We start from the raw sequence: 16,695 nt of genomic DNA on the forward strand, positions 1-16,695 counted from the left end.
GGCGTCAGCCGCGAAGCTGGAATTGCTCCGGCTGCGGCCAAACAGGCAACCTGATGACGCACCAGCTTCGCGGCTGACGCCGCTCCCACAACATCGGGTTCGCGGCGCCATCAACGACAAAGGCCGAGCTATGCCCGGCCTTCGTACTGGCGACCGCCCCGACATGGGGCGACCGCCTCAGGTCACCGCTTTCAGGCAATCGCTTCCTGGTAACGACGCTCGACCTCGTTCCAGTCGACCACGTTGAAGAACGCGCCAATGTATTCCGGGCGACGGTTCTGGTACTTCAGGTAATAGGCGTGTTCCCACACGTCCAGCGCCAGGATCGGGGTATTGCCGTCCATCAGCGGGCTGTCCTGGTTGGCCGAGGACTCGACGACAACCTTCTTGTCCGGGGTAACGCTCAGCCACGCCCAGCCGCTGCCGAAACGGGTCAGCGCGGCCTTGGTGAAGGCTTCCTTGAACTTCTCGAAGCCGCCCAGCTGCGATTCGATGGCCTTGCCCACGTCACCGACCGGCTGGCCGCCGCCATTGGGCGACATCACGGTCCAGAACAGCGAATGGTTGGCATGGCCGCCACCGTTGTTGCGCACCGGGCCCTGCAGGTTTTCCGGCAGCGACTTGGTCTTCTTCACCAGCTCATCAACCGGCAGATCGGCGTATTCGGTGCCTTCCAGCGCAGCATTGACGTTGTTGATGTAGGTCTGGTGGTGCTTGCTGTGGTGGATCTCCATCGTGGCCGCATCGATATGCGGTTCCAGGGCGTCGTAGGCGTAAGGCAGCTTGGGCAGGGTGTAAGCCATGAGGGATCTCCTTTGGATAGCCGGTTTCTGTGTCTGGTCGAAAAACCAGACGGTGCGCTATCAATGGTAGGGACGATGCAGCAACTTACCAAGGGTGTTGTAGAGGAAACTTTGTCCCGCGCTTGGGCGATGGACACCGCAGGGGCGATCTGCGCGATCGTTGTTACCGTTGCGTGAAGCCAGCCTACTGAACCATCTGTTCAACAAACCCGCTGTCATGGCGTGATAATCGTCGCCTGTCCCGGAATCTTCCTACTGCCCATGCGCAAGCCCTTACTTCTGGTCGTCGCGATTGTCCTGCTGATCGGCGGACTGTGGGGCATGCGCGTGCTGCAGCAACCTGCACCACCGCAGTTCGCGCCGTCGCTGTCGCAGGATTTGACTGTAGCGGCCCAGACCAGCCAAGACGGACGTAGCGACGAGCGCAGCAAAGATCCGCTCCCGGCTTTCCTTCCGGCAGAAGCGCGCGCGACCATCGACTTGATCCAGCGCGGCGGACCGTACCCGCATCGCCAGGACGGCAGCACCTTCGGCAACCGCGAGCGCCAGCTGCCGCAGCGGCCGCGCGGCTATTACCGCGAATACACCGTGGATACACCCGGGCTGAGTCATCGTGGTGCCAAGCGCATCGTCACAGGCGGCGACCCGCCAGATGCCTGGTATTACACCGATGACCATTACGAGAGCTTCCGCAGCTTCGAAGTCCCCGCCAGGAGTGCGCCATGAGTGACAGCGGTTTCGATATGGGCTTGGAGGACGTCAGTCAGGCCGGCGTGTACGGTGTCGGCGATGGCGACCTTGGTGGTTTGGCGGCGGTTGCACGCGATGCCGGGCTGCGTGTGTGCCGCATCGACCTGGAAGGCTGCGCCGACAAGCGCACCTTGCTGATGCGACTTGGTACGCAACTCGACTTCCCCGCAGGCTGGAGCCGCAACTGGGATGCCCTGTCCGATGGCCTGCGTGACCTGTCCTGGTTGCCGGCCAACGGCTATGCATTGCTGTTCAGCGATGCCAACGACCTGCGCCAGGGCAGCCCGGCGGACTTCGATACCTTGCTGGATGTGCTGTCCGAAGCCTCCGCCAGCTGGGCCGAGGACAAGGTGGCGTTCTGGGCTTTCCTGGAACTGCCGGGCGGTGGCGAAGAAGCAACTGCCGACGAGGAAGAATGATCCTCAGCGGGGGGCCTGCAGCCAGCGTGCCAGGCCCTCCAATTGCTGCGCCTGGACCTTGTCTACGACCGGTGCCAAGGCGCTGAGGTCGTCTGGGCTATAGCCGCCAGCCCGGTAGCGCCACGTCACCCGGGTAGACGTACCTTCTGCCTGCAAGGTCCATTCGGCGACGCCATGCAGGCCCATGCCCTGCATCGGTCCAAGTCCGCCGGTCATGCGCAGGGTTTTCTGCGGATCGACAAACACGACCTGCAGATGCTGCGCCTGCTGCGCGCCGGCAACTTCACAGAAACAGCCACCGGCGCGGGCATCGATGGAGAGCGTTGCCGCCTTGCCCCACCAACTGTGGTCCTTCGGCCACCAGTGATCGATGTCGGCGGTCATCGCCTGCCAGACGCGCTCGGGTGATGCTGGAATCAGGACGGCGTTCTCGACGGTGAAGCCCGCTGCTGTGGCGTCTTTGACTTCGGCGTGTGCGGGCAAGGCGAAGGCTGTTGCGAGCAGCAGGAGCATAGTGAGTCTACGGTGCATGGCTGCGGCTCTTGTTGAATGGCATGAGCATGCGCGGAGCATGGTTGCGCAGCAAGTGCTGGGTTCATGGCGAAGAGCACCCCTCCCCAACCCTCCCCTGCACCTTCGGTGCAAGGGAGGGAGCGTAGTGCCGAGCAGCCGAGCCCTCCCTTTCGCGCAGCGAAGGGGAGCGTTGGGAGGGGCGCTTTTGATCCTTGCCGAATGCGCGACTGCAAACCTACAGCGAGAAGCACCCCTCCCCAGCCCTCCCCTGCGCCTTCGGCGCAAGGGAGGGAGCGTAGTGCCGAGCAACTGAGCCCTCCCTTTCGCGCAGCGAAGGGGAGGGTTGGGAGGGGTGCTTTTGATCCTTGCCGAATGCGCGACGGCTGGGGCAAAGCGAAGAACCCCCTCCCCAACCCTCCCCTGCACCTTCGGTGCAAGGGAGGGAGCAGAGCATCAGTCCAAGTGCGGCGAAACCGGCCCCTTCAGCTCGATGATGTTGCCATCGGGGTCCTTGAAGTACAGCGACAGCCCATCCCCTTCAGCGCCGAAATTCACTTCGGCTGCCGCCACCGGCGTTGCGCCATGCAAGGAAAGATATGCCGCCAAGCTGGCCTCATCGAAAGGCTCGATCCGCAGGCACAGATGATCAACATTGCGCGCCTCCGGTCCCGGCCCGGCACCACCGCGCGCACCCAACATGCCATCCAGACTGATCAAGTCGATCATCGACGCACCGGCGCGCAGATGCACCAGGCCAAGATGGTCGCGTCGACGTACCACCTCGCAGCCAAGCACGGTTGAATAGAACGCAATGCTGCGCTCCAGGTCGCGGACCCGGAATACCACATGATCGATACGTGCAACGTCGAACGGCCGTTTCATCGTCACCTCGCAGCATCCATGGACACCATCCTGCCGTCCTCGACGAGGACGGCAGGTGAAGCAGGACGTGGCCCGTCAGAACCTGTTCAGGCGTCCAGTTCCTGCCAACGTGCATAGGCGGCATCCAGCTCGGCCTGCACCTTGGTCAGCTGCTGCGTGTGCGCGGTGACTTCGGCGCTGGATCGGGTATAGAACGAGGGATCGTTCATCGCCGAGGTCAAGCCTTCCACATCAAGCTCCAGCTGTTCGATCTTGGCCGGCAGCTGCTCCAGCTCGCGCGCGTCCTTGAAGCTCAGTTTGCGCTTGGGCGCGGCATCGGCAACCGGCGCTGCAGGTGCAGCAACAGGAGCTGCCGTCGCCGATGCCTTGGCCACGGCCATTGCAGTCTGCGCAGGTGCCGGGCGCTGGCGCAGCGAGTCGCTGTAGCCACCGATGTAATCGCCCACTTTGCCCTCGCCTTCCAGCACCAGCGTGGAGGTCACCACGTTGTCGAGGAAGTCACGGTCGTGGCTGACCAGCAGCAGGGTACCGGTGTAGTCGGCCAGCAGCTCTTCCAGCAGCTCCAGGGTTTCCACATCCAGATCGTTGGTCGGCTCGTCCATCACCAGCAGATTGGACGGCTGCGCGAACAGCTTGGCCAGCAGCAGACGGTTGCGCTCGCCACCGGACAGGCGGGTGATCGGCGCACGCGCGCGTTCCGGGGTGAACAGGAAGTCCTGCAGGTAGGCATGCACATGCTTGCGCTTGCCGTTGAGATCGATGAAGTCGGCGCCTTCGGCCACGTTCTCGATCGCGCTCCAGTCCTCGCGCAAGGTGGCGCGGTACTGGTCGAAATAGGCGATCTGCAGGTTGGTGCCCTGGCGCACTTCGCCGCTGTCCGGCTGCAGTTCGCCCAGCAGCAGCTTCAGCAAGGTGGTCTTGCCGCTGCCGTTGGGGCCGATCAGGCCGATACGGTCACCGCGCAGGATGGTGGTTTCGAAATCCTTGACCATCACCCGCTCACCGAACGAGAAGGAGATGTTCTTGATGTCGATGACCTTCTTGCCGGAGTTCTCGGCACCGGCCGCTTCCAGCTTGACGTTGCCACCGAGCTCACGGCGCTGGCTGCGCTCGTTGCGCATCGCCTTGAGCCGGCGCACGCGGCCTTCGTCGCGGGTACGGCGTGCCTTGATGCCCTGGCGGATCCAGACTTCTTCCTGCGCCAGCAGCTTGTCGAAGCGGGCGTTTTCCTGCGCCTGCGCGTTGAGGCGTTCTTCGCGACGGCGCTCGTAGTTGTCCCAGTCGCCCGGCCAGCTGGTCACCTGGCCGCGATCGATCTCGACGATGCGCGTGGCCAGGGCACGCAGGAAGCGGCGGTCATGGGTGACGAACACCACGCAGCCGTTCCAGCCCTTGAGGAAGGTTTCCAGCCAATCGATGGCTTCGATGTCCAGGTGGTTGGTCGGCTCGTCGAGCAGCAGCACGTCCGGGCCGGCGACCAACGCACGCGCCAGCAGCACACGGCGCTTCATGCCGCCGGACAGACGGCCGAATTCGGCGTCGCCATCCAGATCGAGCTTGGTCAGGGTTTCCTCGACGCGCTGGTCCAGGCCCCAGCCATCGGCGGCGTCGATCTTGGCCTGCACATTGCCCATGGCCTCGCCATCGAAGACCTCGGCGTGGCTCAGGCGGTGGAACTCGGCCAACCAGTGGCCAAGCTCGCCAAGGCCATCGGCGACCACATCGAACACGCTGCCGGCTGCGCCGTGCGGCACTTCCTGCTCGAGCCGGGTGACGCGCACGCCCTGCTGCACGCGCACCTCGCCGTCATCGGGCTTGAGCTCGCCAGCCATCAGCTTCATGAGAGTGGATTTGCCGGCGCCGTTGCGGCCGATCAGGGCGATACGCTCGCCAGTCTCGATCGACAGTTCGGCTTTTTCCAGCAACAACGGGCCGCCGACGCTGTAGTCGACGTTCTGCAAGGTAATCAAAGGCATGGGCGTATTGTACGGGCTCTGGCGGCCGACCGCGCTCAATCGTCGCTAAACACTTCCGCCGGCAGGCCCAGCAACTGGCGCAGGCTGGACGGAATCCGCTTGCCGGGATGGCGTACAACCCACAACTGACGCTGCAATGGCGGCAAGGGCGTCGCCAACACCCGCAGCTTGCCCAGCGTCACCAGATCGGCAACGGCATGCCGCGACAGGCAGGCCAGGCCCAGCCCGGCGACCGCACCCTGCTTGATCGCCTCGGTACCACCGAGCTGCAACACCTCGGCAAATCCATGCAGATGCGGCAACAAGGCCTGCTCGGCGGCCTCACGAGTGCCTGAACCCGGTTCGCGCAGCAGCCAACGCGCCTGCCGCAGTGTTGCCAGGTCGGCTCCCTTGCTGAACCGCGTGGCAAGCGGGTGTCGTTCGCCAAACACCACCACCAGTTCGTCCTGCTGCCAGTGCGCCACTTCCAGCCCCGGTTCGTGGCTTGGCCCTTCGATCAAGCCGACATCCACTTCCAGCCGCTGCACGGCGGTGGTGACCTCGCGGGTATTGCCGATCACCAACTCGACATGGGCATGTGGATTGGAGGCCTGCAGGTCGGCGATACGTGCCGGCATCAGGTAGTTGCCGATGGTGGTGCTGGCGCCGACCTGCCAACGCACGGCGGCGCCGGTCTGGCTGTCGGCACGGAACCGCCGCTCGATATCGGTCATCCCCGCGAGCAGGGCCCGCGCCTGTGGCAGCAACGCCCGGCCATGGCCGTTCAGCACCAATCTGCGGCCAATCCGGTCAAACAAGGCCAACCCGAGCAGGCTCTCCAGTTCGACCAGCGCAGCACTGACCGCCGATTGCGACAAGCCCAGCAACTCGCCCGCTGCCGTCGTGGTACCGGCTTCGGCAATGCCGGAAAAGATCTGCAACTGGCGCAGGGATAGATGCATAACCTATCTCGAAAATCGGTTGATTCAACCAATATTATCCGTTTTACAGGTAATAACCGTGGGTGCAGCATGGGCCATCTTCTAATAACCCAACGTTATGAACACCTCGACCCATGGGCTGACCTCAGTGCCCCTCTCCCGCCTCCCCGGCCTGCTGCTGACGGCCGCCGTCGCCGGCCTGTCGATCTGGCTGGGCACCTTGCCGTGGATGCAGAATCACGGCATCAGCGCGCTGACCCTGGCCATCGTCATCGGTATCGTGCTGGGCAATACGGTTTATCGCAGCCTGGCGACGCGCGCGGACGCTGGCGTTGGCTTCTCCAAAGCCACCTTGCTGCGCGTCGGCATCATTCTCTATGGCCTGCGACTGACCTTGCAGGATATCGGCCAGGTTGGCATTGCTGGCGTGGCGATCGATGCGCTGGTGTTGTGCTCGACCTTCGGCCTCGCCTGGTGGCTGGGCACCAGGTTGCTGGGCATGGACCGCAACTCGGCCCTGCTGATCGGCGCCGGCAGTTCGATCTGTGGTGCTGCCGCGGTGATGGCGGCGGAACCGGTGATCAAGGGCCGCGCCGAACAGGTCGCCGTCGCCGTGGCCACGGTGGTGGTGTTCGGCACGATCGCGATGTTCCTGTACCCGCTGCTGTACCAGTGGGGTGTGTCGGCGGGCTGGATGCCGCTGGATGAAACCGCGTTCGGCGTGTTTACCGGCTCTACCGTGCATGAAGTTGCGCAAGTGGTGGCTGCTGGCCGTGCGGTCAGTGAGCCCGCCGCCGATGCTGCCGTCATCACCAAGATGGTGCGGGTGATGATGTTGGCGCCATTCCTGGTTGGCCTGTCTGCCTTGCTTGCCCGCGGTCAGAACAGCGCCACTGGTGAGCGCTCGAAGATCACCATTCCGTGGTTCGCGTTTGGCTTCATCGCGATGGTTGGTTTCAACTCGCTGCAGCTGTTGCCTGCTGATGTGGTCAAGGTGCTGGTCGACCTGGACACCGTGCTGCTGGCGATGGCGATGGCGGCACTGGGCCTGACCACGCATGCTTCGGCACTGCGTCAGGCCGGTGCCAAGCCGATGTTGTTGGCTTTGTTGTTGTTTGGCTGGTTGTTGGCTGGCGGTATGTTGATCAATTTTGGGGTGCGGGCTTTGCTGGGCTGACGCGCTATTGGGAATGCCCCTTGCCGAGCATGGCTCGGCACTACATGCGCGGGAAGCGGATTTGCGGCGCTTTAGCCCCTCTCCCGCGTGCGGGAGAGGGGTTGGGGTGAGGGCAGCTTTCGCTGGTAAAGCCTCTGCCGAGCATGGCTCGGCACTACATTTCAGAAACAAAAAAGGCCTTCCCGGTTACGGGAAGGCCTTTGGTCTTTCGGTTACAGCTGGATCGCGCTGAATCAGGCTTCCGGGCGCATGTACGGGAACAGCAGCACGTCGCGGATCGAGGCGCGGCCGGTCAGCATCATCACCAGGCGATCGATGCCGATACCCAGGCCGCCGGTCGGTGCCATGCCGTACTCCAGCGCACGGATGTAGTCGGCGTCGTAATGCATGGCTTCATCGTCACCACCGTCCTTGGCTTCGACCTGGGCCTGGAAACGTGCAGCCTGGTCTTCCGGGTCGTTCAACTCGGAGAAGCCGTTGGCCAGTTCCTTGCCGTTGACGAAGAGCTCGAAGCGGTCGGTGTAACCGGCGTCGTTGTCGCTGGCGCGGGCCAGCGGCGAGACCTCGACCGGGTGATCGGTGATGAAGGTCGGCTGGATCAAGGTGTGCTCGACCGTGGCCTCGAAGATCTCCAGCAGCAGCTTGCCCCAACCGTAGCTCGGCTTGACGCGGATCTTCAGGCGTTCGCAATGACGCAGCAGCGCATCACGATCAGTACAGTCGGCGGCCGAGATTTCCGGGTTGTGGTGACGCACGGCCTCGTCCATGCGCCAGCGGCGGAACGCCGGGGCCAGGTCGATCTGCGCGCCATCCCATTCGACGACGGCGGTGCCGAGCACGCTCTGCGCGACGTCACGGATCACGCCTTCGGTCAGGTCCATCACTTCGTTGTACGTGGCGTAGGCCTCGTACAGCTCCATCATGGTGAATTCCGGATTGTGGCGGGTGCTGACGCCTTCGTTGCGGAAGTTGCGATTGATTTCGTAGACGCGCTCAAGGCCACCAACCACCAGACGCTTCAAGTACAACTCCGGCGCAACGCGCAGGTAGAGGTCCAGGTCCAGCGCATTGTGGTGGGTGGTGAACGGCTTGGCCGTGGCGCCACCGGGGATGTAATGCATCATCGGCGTTTCGACTTCGAGGAAGTCGCGGTTGTCCAGCCATGCGCGCATGGCGCGGATGATCTTGGAGCGCTTGATGAAGACGTCGCGCGATTCCGGGGTGACGATCAGGTCGACGTAACGCTGGCGATAGCGCTGCTCGACGTCGGCCAGGCCATGCCACTTGTCCGGCAGCGGGCGCAGCGACTTGGTCAACAGGCGGATGCTGGTCGCCTTGACCGACAGCTCGCCGGTCTTGGTACGGGTCAGGCCGCCCTCGACGGCGATGATGTCACCCACGTCCCAACCCTTGAAGGCGGCGTAGATGTCGCCCAGCGCGGTGGCCTGCAGGAACAGCTGGATGCGGCCGCTTTCGTCCTGGATCTGGGCGAAGCTGGCCTTGCCCATGATGCGCTTGGCCATCAAGCGGCCAGCCATCTTCACCGTGCGGCCAGTGGCTTCCAGCGCTTCGCTGGTCCAAGCCTCGGCATCGGCGTAATCGGCCTGCAGCGTGCCGGCGAAGTCTTCGCGGCGGAAGTCGTTCGGGTAGGCGATGCCCTGCCCGCGCAGCGCCGTGAGTTTCGCGCGGCGCTCGGCGATGAGGCTGTTCTCGTCGACGGGGAGCTGCTGCGTTTCAGGGGTCTGTTCGGTCATGGCTTTGATTTCTATTTGGGGGAGTTAACCAAGGTGCGGCCACCGCCTGGTGAAACCGCACCGTACAACAACGGAATGGCCCGCGCAGGGCCATTCCGGATCACGCGTCGCTGCGTTTGGCGCCGGCTTCCAGGCCCGACTTGAGGCTGGCCTCGATGAATTCATCCAGGTCGCCGTCCAGCACCTTCTGCGTATCGGTGCGTTCAACGCCGGTGCGCAGGTCCTTGATACGGCTCTGGTCGAGCACGTAGTTGCGGATCTGGCTGCCCCAGCCGATGTCCGACTTGGTCGCTTCCAGCGCATCACGCTCGGTGTTGCGCTTCTGCACTTCCAGTTCGTACAGCTTGGCGGCCAGCATCTTCATCGCGGTGTCGCGGTTCTGGTGCTGGCTGCGGCCGGTCTGGCAGGCAACCACGGTGTTGGTCGGGATGTGGGTGATACGCACCGCCGACTCGGTCTTGTTGACGTGCTGGCCGCCGGCACCGGAAGAGCGGTACACGTCGGTGCGCAGGTCGGCCGGGTTGATGTCGATCTCGATGTTGTCATCGACTTCCGGCGACACGAACACCGAGGTGAAGCTGGTGTGGCGGCGGTTGTCCGAGTCGAACGGCGACTTGCGCACCAGGCGGTGCACGCCGATCTCGGTCTTCAGCCAACCGTAGGCGAACTCGCCTTCGACGCGGAAGGTCGCCGACTTGATGCCGGCGACGTCGCCACCAGACACTTCCATCAGCTCGGTCTTCCAGCCTCGCGATTCGCACCAGCGCAGGTACATGCGCAGCATCATTTCCGCCCAGTCCTGGGCTTCGGTACCACCGGCACCGGCCTGGATGTCGACGAACGCGTTGCAGCTGTCCATTTCACCGGAGAACATGCGCTGGAATTCGAGCTTCTCGATGTGCGACTGGAACTTGTCCAGGTCGGCCACCACGGCCAGCGCCGTGTCCTCGTCCTGCTCGCTTTCGGCAAGCTCAAGCAATTCGGTGGCTTCGGACAGGCCGTCCAGTACATCGGCGATGCCGGTGACGGTCTTGTCCAGCATCGAGCGTTCACGGCCCAGGGTCTGGGCGTACTCGGGGTTGTTCCAGATGTCCGGGTTTTCGAGTTCGCGGGTTACTTCTTCGAGACGTTCTTTCTTGACGTCGTAGTCAAAGATACCCCCTGAGCGATAGCACGCGATCGGTGAGATCGGTGATTCGCTGGCGGATGGGATTGAGTTCGATCATGGTCGGTCTAGTGAGGCAGACAAGCTGTCAATTCTAGCATCCAGCCGGCTCCTGAATTGGGCCTTTGGGGCGTGAAGACGTTCTCGCTGAATAGACACAACTTAACGTTAGAATCGCCCCCTGACCCGCGAAGACGGGAAAAGGAGACATTTCTGACCATGAAGGACCTAAGCTTGAACGCCAGACACGCTCGCCTGTTTGCAGCCATCACCTTGACCTTGGCACTTGCTGCCTGCCAGAAGCTGGGCGGCCTTGCCCCCACCGGCGGCGACAAGGCCTCGAACCTGACCGTCGGGGAAACGGTGTCTGGTGAAATCACCTCGTCCAGCACCCTGAACTACAACGACGGCAGCCGTCACCAGGGCTACAAGATCACCATGAAGAACGGCGAAGCCGTCTCCCTGGAGCTGGGTGGCTCGCTCAGCGGTCAGCTGGCGGTGTTCGACGGCCAGAACATGATCGCCAATGCCTCTTCCTCGGGCACGAGCGAAGGCGACTCCTCCAGCTCGGTCAACCTGGCCTTCCGTGCCCCCAAGGACGGCACCTACCTGGTCGCAGTCAACAGCGCCAGCGCCGACGCGTTTGGCCCGTTCAAGCTCAAGAGCGCCAAGGTCGTGCCGTATGACGGCAAGCCGCTGGGCGCCGAAAGCGAGATCACCGACTGGCTGATGGGTGACAAGCAGGAATACAAGCTCAAGGTCGACAAGGCCGGGCTGTATGCCATCACCCTGGAGTCCAGCGCATTCGACTCCTACCTGCGCCTGAACGGCCGCAACGTCGAGCTGGAAGACGATGACAACGGCGGCAACCTCAACGCCCGCATCCGCACCTACCTGGAGCCCGGCGAGTACACCGTCGCTGCCTCCTCGGTGAACGGCAACACCGGCTCGTTCAAGCTCAACGTCAAGCTGACCCCGACCGAGAATGGCCTGGTTACCCGTGACGGCACTGCGCTGACCATAGGCCAGACCGCTCAATCGATGATGGATTCGCGTGGCCGCCGCACCTTCGTGCTGAATCTGGACGCCCCCAAGCACATCCAGTTCGACGCGATCGCCGATGGCTTCGATTCGGTGCTGCACATCACCGGCCCGGGCGTCGACGAAGAGAACGACGACGGCGGCAACGGCACCAACGCCCAGCTGACCCTGAACCTGCGCGCCGGCCGTTACATCGTTGCGGTCACCAGCCTGGGCAGCCAGCAGGGCGTGTTCGAGCTGGAAACCACCGACCTGGGTGGTGATGTCGCCGCACCGAACAGCAACCGCAAGGATGCTGCCGAAGAGGCTGCCAGCGCCGCTGCCGATGCGGCCGCTGCGGTAATCAACTAAGCCACACCGCCCATTCCGCCAACTGGCGTAGTGGGCCAACGCCACGCTGCCTGCCCCCGCAAGCAGCGTGGCTGCTTTTTACCCCTGCTTCCAATATCAAGGAGTTAAAGTGAAGCGACTTGCAGCCGGACTGCTGTCCCTTGCCATTGCCGCCGCCGTGCACGCCCCCGCGCATGCCGCCGGCCCGGCCCGCCCACTCGCCGTTGACGGCGATGTATCCGGCGAAATCACCTCTTCCAGCCAGATCAATTACAGTGACGGCACCCGCAGCCAGCTGTTCTCGCTGCAGATGGGCGCCGGCCAGGCGGTATCGCTGAAGCTCAACGGCGCGCTCAAAGGCTCGCTGGCCGTGTTCAACCGCGACGTACTGGTATCCCGCACCGATGGCAGTGACGAAGGCAATGCCACGCTGAGCATGCGCGCCGACAAGGCTGGTCAGTACCTGGTCGCCGTCAGCGGCGCCGATGCCCGCGCCTTCGGCCCGTTCCAGCTGTCGGCCGAACCCATCGTCGCCTATGACGGCAAGCCGCTGACCGCTGGCCGCCGGGTCACCGATTGGCTGAGCAACGGCGACAAGACCTTCGTCCTGCAGGTCGACAAGCCTGGCCTGTACACCATAAACCTCGAATCCAGCGAGTTCGATGCCCGTCTCGAACTGAGCGGCAACGGCCTCAACCTGGAAGACGATGACGGCGGCAGCAACCTCAACTCGCGCCTGGTCGCTCCCCTGCAACCGGGCCGCTACACGCTGACCGCAGGTGGCCTGGGCGAAGCTTCCGGTGCGTTCTACCTGGGCGTCGAGCAGTCGGATTTCCCCGAAGGCCTGGTCTTCAACGACGGCACCAACCTGCCGCTTGAAGGCACCGTCAGCGGCTTCATCGGTGCCGACGACACCCGCAGCTTCGTGCTGAACCTGCCGGAACGACGTCGTGTGCAGCTCGATGCCAGTGGCAAGGAGCTGGACACCATGCTGACCATCCAGGGCGGCGACATCACCCTGAGTGATGACGATGGTGGCGGCGGTGTCAATTCGCGCATCAGCCAGGTGCTGGATGCTGGCGAGTACAACGTCTCGGTGCGCTCGGTGAACAGCCGTGGCGGTGTATTCCAGCTGGCTACCGCCACTGCGGCTGCGCCCGATGGCCCGATTCGTCCCGAGCTGAAGATCGGTCGCGAAGTACAGGGCCAGCTGCGTGCTGGCAACCGTGACATGTACACCCTGGAGATCCCGCGCAAGGGCAAGTACGTGATCAGCATGACCGCAGGCTCGTCCAGCCTGGATGGCATGATCACGCTGATGCGCAACGGCGAAGAAGTCGCCCAGCAGGATGACAGCGAATCCAGCCTCGATCCGAACCTGGAAATCGACCTGGAAGCCGGCCGCTACATCGTGTTCGCGCACAGCTTCGATCCAAACGCCACCGGCAGCTACCGCCTGCTGGCACGTCGCAAGTAAGCAAACGGCACCGAAAGGCCGATGCCAGCACTCTGGCATCGGCCTTTTTTGTGGGAGCGGCATAAGCCGCAAAGCTGGTGCCGCCAAATCCTCACACCGGAGCAGTGTCTGCTTCGCGGCTTACGCCGCTCCCACAAACACGCCGCAGATTGCGAGCAAGCGGCTCAGCGCACCTCGAACTCGCCGACCAGCACGGTGTCGGTGGCATCCTGCAAACGCAGGGTTACCGCTTTGTCCTTTTGCTGCGGCAGCCCCCAATGCGTACTCAACCTGAGCATCAAGGTGGTCGCACCGGTGACCAACTGCTGGCGGCTGCCGAAATAGTTTGCCTCCACCTTGTAGATGCCCGGTTTGGCATCACGCAGCGAGAACTGCTCTGGACCATAACCACCGGTGAAGTCCTGCGACATCTGCCCGCCTTGATAGGTCAGACGATTGCCGTAGTAGGCGCGTTCGCCATTGGGATCGGTCACCCACAGATCCATGTCACTGTTGTCCGCATCCCAGGCCAGCACCACGCGCAGGTCCAGTGGCATCGCCTTGCGCAGCCGCGCATCAACCTGCGTCGCATCCAGCGCCGGACCACCACGGGCAAGCAGATTCGTCAGCTCATCCAGCGCGATCAACGCAACGCCGTCGAAGCGACCATCCCATGGCCGCTGCACCACCTGGTAGAGCGGATCAACCGCCTGCTGCGGGCGCCCTGCCGCCTCCAGCGCCAGACCCAGATCGCGAAAGCTCTGCGGCTCATCCTCAGCCATCACCAGCACCTGCTCGAATACCGGCACCGCAAGCGCGGGCGCATCGGCCTGCATCAAGCGATAGCCCAACACGCGCAGCAGATGCCTGTTGTCCAGTTCCAGCTCAGCCAGGTTGGACAATACCCGCAGCGCAAGCTCACGCTGTCCAGCAGCAAGCAGCAGATCGGCCACATCCAGAAAGAACGCGCTGCTGCTGGCATTGGCCTCGCGCTCGTCCAGGTACCACGCATACAACTCGGCGGCAGGTGCCTTGCGCAGGCGCTGCGCGATCGGCGAGTCCGACTCCCAGGCGCCGAGCTTGATCTGGACCTCGCCGGAATTGACCGGCATATCGACGGCAGGATACTGCCGCGTAGCAGCAGCGCTGCCGGTAACCACTACCCTGTCCAATGACGATGATTCGGCCTCGACGTACGCGGGCGGAGCAGGGGGAACTGGCGGTGCCGGCATGGGCGACGCCATTGCCGGTGCCGGCGCGTCCTGCGAACGAGACCTCTCCGACTGCGCAGCCTGCGCCACCTTCGGCGGTGCATCTTTCGGCCAACGCTTGTCCCACCATCCCTGACGCTGTTTCCATTGCTCGGCCACATCATCGAGATGGGTTTTCCGCGCAGCCTCGCGATCAGCAAGCTGACGGGCATATCTGCGGTCATATTCAGCACGCAGTGCAGCCGGCGGTCGGATCGCATAACGCAGATAGTCATCGATCGTGTCCAGCACCAGCAGCGAGCTGCCTTCGCTGACCATGCCAAACTGCTGCGACAGCAATTGCATCGCCTCGCGATTACCACGCGGGTCCGCAGCCAGTTGCTGCAGGCGCGCCTGCGCCCACAACCCGGCCATCAGACCCGCATCAGCGTTGTCAGGCGCGACGCTCAGTGTCTGCCACTGGCCGCCATTGATCCGCACCTGCACCTTGTTCTGCACCGTATCGGCACGCGCATACAGCCACAGCCAGCCTTGCTCCAGGCTGCGACGGTCGATCACCACATCATGCAGACCCGGCGCGGGCGCCACTTCCACCGTCGTTGGCTCGGCCAGCAGGCGGCTCGCCGCCGCACCGACATCGTCGGATTCGAGCTGCACCAGGCTGCCACCATTCGCCTCGCTCCAGCCACGCAGGCGCGCCGTATCGGCACCAGCGGCTGCACTGCTGATTGCGAACAAGCGCTGATCTGTCGCCAACACTGGCGAAACTGACGCCCCCCAGTTGGACAGGCCATCACTGAGCAGCAGGTATTCGCCGAGCGCTGTATCCGGCTTCCAGGATGCCAGCGCGCTGGCACCATCGTTCGGCGTCTGCTCCAGCACGCGCCGCAACGCGCTCCAGTCACCGTTGCGGATGCTGAAACGCCGCTCCGCTTCAGGCGTATCGCGCAGCACCGTCAACACGACACTACCCTCGCCCATCGCTGCGAAATAGCGATCGAGCAGCGCGAACTCGCGCACCCGGTTGCGTGTCCCCGCCGATCCCGATGCATCCCATAGCAGGCCGACCTTTGACGGGATGCGGCGCGCAGCCAGCGCTGCCACCGGCAGCTGGGCAAACAGATACTGTTGTCCGTCGTGGCGCGCGGCCTGCAGTGCCGCCTGCGGCTTGGCTGGCAGCTGCCATTGCAGCTGCGCCGGCAACTGGCGACCGCTGCCCTGCCAATCCAGTGCGCCGGCCATCAGCCGGAACGGCGCCTGCCCAAGCTTGTCCGCGCCGCTCGCACGCAAGCGCAGACTGACCTCGCCGGCACCGGCGGCAAACTGCAATGGCAAACGCCACTGCCAGCCCGCGCTGGACATGGGCATCGCCTCCCGGATGGTCAACTGCACCCGGCGGCTGCCGCCAGCAGGCAAGGGATACACGCGAAGACGGAACTGGTTGCCGGCGGTCTGCTCAAGCAGCGCCGGGTCCTGGCCTTGGCGGGTGATCGCCTCGAACACCTGCCGCCCACGTTCCTTCGGAACAGGCACCGCGTCACGGAGCTGCCCGTCAATATCCAGGGCGAAGCCACTGATCTGTTGGCCATCAGCCAAGGGAAACTGTAGTTCGCCCTCCATCACCCGCCGATTGGGGTTGTGGAACACCAGCTCGATCCGGGTCTGGGCGACACCCGCCTGCACTTCGCCGTCGATGATCGCCCGTTGCAGCTGGATCGGCTGCTCGTCCTTGGAGATGGCAATCAGTACCGGCGGCTGGGTCACCTCCCTGCCCTGCTGCGCGGCGACCGGCGTCACTACCCCGCCCACCACCAGGAAAACCATCCAACAACGCCGCCAGATAACCAGGCTCATCGCAGCACTCCGTCCAAGGGTTGGGAGATCAAACGCATCAACAGCCGCAACGGGGTTGGCGGATCGATCACTCCGCGCTTGATCGGCATGTCCGCCACCAGGCAGCACAACTCAAGCCTTCCCTTGCCCGGAGCATTGTGCCGTGTTTCGGCAGCCTGGGAGGCAAGCCTGGGCCGCATCCGGAGCGCCGCCTTGCGGAAGCAAGCACTGCCGAATTTGGTCAACTGTAAAAGCCTAAAGCGATCAACGAACCGACACCGATCAACGCAACGGAAGGCGAGAAACGACCAAGAGCGGAGCCAGCGCCATCCAGAGACTCCTAGACGATTCACTCCCGTCGCTACATATAAAAGCGCGCGTCCTCGATGCGGCATGAGCACATTTGCACCAGGCACTCGGCTTCCGCGCCTCTTAATTCCCCCGCGGAATACCGCAAGGGCATGA

14 protein-coding genes are annotated in these 16,695 nt (G+C 63.7%); 5 read left to right on the plus strand and 9 right to left on the minus strand.

What is annotated here, in order from left to right:
- Window positions 1-191 precede the first annotated feature (191 nt).
- Complete coding sequence (locus QMX78_RS01920; RefSeq protein WP_282266004.1) at window positions 192-803, minus strand: superoxide dismutase; 612 nt, start codon at window positions 801-803, stop codon at window positions 192-194.
- 261 nt (window positions 804-1,064) lie between these two features.
- Between QMX78_RS01920 and QMX78_RS01925 the strand changes: the two genes are divergently transcribed.
- Window positions 1,065-1,529, plus strand: coding sequence for a ribonuclease domain-containing protein (locus tag QMX78_RS01925; RefSeq protein WP_282266005.1), 465 nt, complete (start codon window positions 1,065-1,067; stop codon window positions 1,527-1,529).
- Window positions 1,526-1,972 (plus strand): barstar family protein, encoded by a 447-nt coding sequence (locus QMX78_RS01930; protein WP_282266007.1) that lies wholly within the window; start codon window positions 1,526-1,528, stop codon window positions 1,970-1,972. The genes QMX78_RS01925 and QMX78_RS01930 overlap by 4 nt, the downstream gene beginning before the upstream one ends.
- Before the next feature lie 3 nt (window positions 1,973-1,975).
- Here QMX78_RS01930 and QMX78_RS01935 read toward each other — a convergent pair whose 3' ends face one another.
- From QMX78_RS01935 to QMX78_RS01950, 4 genes are all read right to left on the minus strand, one after another.
- Window positions 1,976-2,485 carry an SRPBCC domain-containing protein gene (locus QMX78_RS01935; RefSeq protein ID WP_282266009.1) on the minus strand — a complete coding sequence of 170 codons (510 nt, stop codon included), beginning with the start codon at window positions 2,483-2,485 and terminating at the stop codon, window positions 1,976-1,978.
- A 453-nt stretch (window positions 2,486-2,938) separates the two neighbouring features.
- Window positions 2,939-3,367, minus strand: coding sequence for a VOC family protein (locus QMX78_RS01940; protein WP_282266011.1), 429 nt, complete (start codon window positions 3,365-3,367; stop codon window positions 2,939-2,941).
- An 86-nt stretch (window positions 3,368-3,453) separates the two neighbouring features.
- A complete protein-coding gene (locus QMX78_RS01945; protein WP_282266013.1) occupies window positions 3,454-5,343 on the minus strand; it encodes an ATP-binding cassette domain-containing protein in 1,890 nt (629 codons plus the stop codon).
- 35 nt (window positions 5,344-5,378) lie between these two features.
- Window positions 5,379-6,284: a LysR family transcriptional regulator gene (locus tag QMX78_RS01950; protein WP_282266015.1), complete on the minus strand. Its 906-nt coding sequence runs from the start codon at window positions 6,282-6,284 to the stop codon at window positions 5,379-5,381.
- Between the two features lie 97 nt (window positions 6,285-6,381).
- On the opposite strand from QMX78_RS01950, the gene QMX78_RS01955 reads away from it, so the two are divergent.
- Window positions 6,382-7,440, plus strand: a complete 1,059-nt coding sequence (locus QMX78_RS01955) for a YeiH family protein (protein WP_282266017.1) — start codon at window positions 6,382-6,384, stop codon at window positions 7,438-7,440.
- A gap of 233 nt (window positions 7,441-7,673) precedes the next feature.
- On the opposite strand, the gene lysS is transcribed toward QMX78_RS01955, so the two are convergent.
- On the minus strand, window positions 7,674-9,194 hold the full coding sequence (gene lysS, locus QMX78_RS01960) for a lysine--tRNA ligase (RefSeq protein WP_282266020.1): 1,521 nt from the start codon (window positions 9,192-9,194) through the stop codon (window positions 7,674-7,676).
- Window positions 9,195-9,294: 100 nt separating this feature from the next.
- Window positions 9,295-10,420 (minus strand): peptide chain release factor 2 gene (gene prfB / locus QMX78_RS01965; RefSeq protein WP_282266025.1). Its coding sequence is split into 2 segments (ribosomal slippage): window positions 9,295-10,344 and window positions 10,346-10,420, totalling 1,125 coding nucleotides; the frame shifts between segments, so codons are not numbered across the junction.
- A 158-nt stretch (window positions 10,421-10,578) separates the two neighbouring features.
- On the opposite strand from prfB, the gene QMX78_RS01970 reads away from it, so the two are divergent.
- The gene (locus tag QMX78_RS01970; RefSeq protein WP_282266027.1) at window positions 10,579-11,751 is read left to right on the plus strand and encodes a PPC domain-containing protein; all 1,173 of its coding nucleotides are present in this window, start codon (window positions 10,579-10,581) and stop codon (window positions 11,749-11,751) included.
- 109 nt (window positions 11,752-11,860) lie between these two features.
- Entirely contained in the window at window positions 11,861-13,207 is a 1,347-nt protein-coding gene (locus tag QMX78_RS01975; protein WP_282266029.1) for an ABC transporter substrate-binding protein, read from the plus strand.
- A gap of 164 nt (window positions 13,208-13,371) precedes the next feature.
- Here QMX78_RS01975 and QMX78_RS01980 read toward each other — a convergent pair whose 3' ends face one another.
- Together QMX78_RS01980 and QMX78_RS01985 are read right to left on the minus strand one after the other, a co-directional pair.
- Window positions 13,372-16,251, minus strand: coding sequence for a VIT domain-containing protein (locus QMX78_RS01980; protein WP_282266030.1), 2,880 nt, complete (start codon window positions 16,249-16,251; stop codon window positions 13,372-13,374).
- A complete protein-coding gene (locus tag QMX78_RS01985) occupies window positions 16,248-16,475 on the minus strand; it encodes a hypothetical protein (protein ID WP_282266032.1) in 228 nt (75 codons plus the stop codon). Before QMX78_RS01985 ends, QMX78_RS01980 begins: the two co-directional genes overlap by 4 nt.
- Window positions 16,476-16,695 lie beyond the last annotated feature (220 nt).

It is taken from the genome of Stenotrophomonas sp. PS02298, from assembly GCF_029959445.1.
GTDB lineage: Bacteria > Pseudomonadota > Gammaproteobacteria > Xanthomonadales > Xanthomonadaceae > Stenotrophomonas.

Excerpts from the sequence above, each read along its gene's own strand:
- QMX78_RS01920 (WP_282266004.1), bottom strand. The coding sequence starts at position 803 with ATGGCTTACACCCTGCCCAAGCTGCCTTACGCCTACGACGCCCTGGAA.
- QMX78_RS01925 (WP_282266005.1), top strand. The coding sequence starts at position 1,065 with ATGCGCAAGCCCTTACTTCTGGTCGTCGCGATTGTCCTGCTGATCGGC.
- QMX78_RS01930 (WP_282266007.1), top strand. The coding sequence starts at position 1,526 with ATGAGTGACAGCGGTTTCGATATGGGCTTGGAGGACGTCAGTCAGGCC.
- QMX78_RS01935 (WP_282266009.1), bottom strand. The coding sequence starts at position 2,485 with ATGCTCCTGCTGCTCGCAACAGCCTTCGCCTTGCCCGCACACGCCGAA.
- QMX78_RS01940 (WP_282266011.1), bottom strand. The coding sequence starts at position 3,367 with ATGAAACGGCCGTTCGACGTTGCACGTATCGATCATGTGGTATTCCGG.
- QMX78_RS01945 (WP_282266013.1), bottom strand. The coding sequence starts at position 5,343 with ATGCCTTTGATTACCTTGCAGAACGTCGACTACAGCGTCGGCGGCCCG.
- QMX78_RS01950 (WP_282266015.1), bottom strand. The coding sequence starts at position 6,284 with ATGCATCTATCCCTGCGCCAGTTGCAGATCTTTTCCGGCATTGCCGAA.
- QMX78_RS01955 (WP_282266017.1), top strand. The coding sequence starts at position 6,382 with ATGAACACCTCGACCCATGGGCTGACCTCAGTGCCCCTCTCCCGCCTC.
- lysS (WP_282266020.1), bottom strand. The coding sequence starts at position 9,194 with ATGACCGAACAGACCCCTGAAACGCAGCAGCTCCCCGTCGACGAGAAC.
- QMX78_RS01970 (WP_282266027.1), top strand. The coding sequence starts at position 10,579 with ATGAAGGACCTAAGCTTGAACGCCAGACACGCTCGCCTGTTTGCAGCC.
- QMX78_RS01980 (WP_282266030.1), bottom strand. The coding sequence starts at position 16,251 with ATGAGCCTGGTTATCTGGCGGCGTTGTTGGATGGTTTTCCTGGTGGTG.